The sequence below is a fragment of the Cellulomonas sp. P4_A2 genome (genome assembly GCF_056402515.1).
On record NZ_JBFUHG010000054.1, the window covers coordinates 1 to 622 of the forward strand.

1 protein-coding gene is annotated in these 622 nt (G+C 69.8%); it reads right to left on the reverse strand.

Annotation, left to right across the window (positions count from 1 at the left end; genetic code table 11):
• Window positions 1-506, reverse strand: a 506-nt coding sequence (locus AC1DUE_RS20035; RefSeq protein WP_477041165.1) for a hypothetical protein, incomplete at its 3' end; no start/stop codon positions are given.
• Between the last annotated feature and the right edge of the window lie 116 nt (window positions 507-622).

The following is a 622-nucleotide window of genomic DNA, read 5'->3' on the forward strand; positions in this document are numbered from 1 at the left end:
TAGTTGATGCCTGCGGCAATGAGCGCCTGCAGGAGCGCGCCCAACCGGTAGTGCCAGGACGGACGGTCGTCGTCGATCGCGGCCTGCGCACCCATCAGCAGGGCCCAGGCGACGCCCTCCAGGACGAACGGCGCGGCGACAAGGAACCAGGCCTTCGGGTCCCAGAACGCCATGATCTGCAGCGGAAGCGAGACGATGATGCAGACGATCGCGATCGCTGCCGCCGACTTCTTCCACAGCGACGCCGACTTCTCGGCCTTCGCCTTTCGGACCGCCTCATCCCGCCGGGCCTGCTGGCGCCTGCGCTCCTCGTCCGCCGCTTCGGCGAGCGCGGCCTGGATGTCCTTCTGGGCCTTCGCCTCCGCCTTCGCGTCGATCAGCTCCTGGCGGCGGCGGTCCGAATCCGTCTTCGCCCGCAGCGCCTCGGCCTCGGCACGAATCTGCTCGGCACGGGCCAGGCCCTCTGCGTACGTGTCGCCCTCGGGGCGAAGCTCGGTGACCGTCATCGAGCACCCCCAGCCAAAGCCGAGGCGGCCTTCGGCGCCTTCTGCCGGCGGGCGAAGAACAGCCCACTGATAACCGCACCGACGATCAGCGGCTGCCCGGCTGCCCAGCTCAGCAC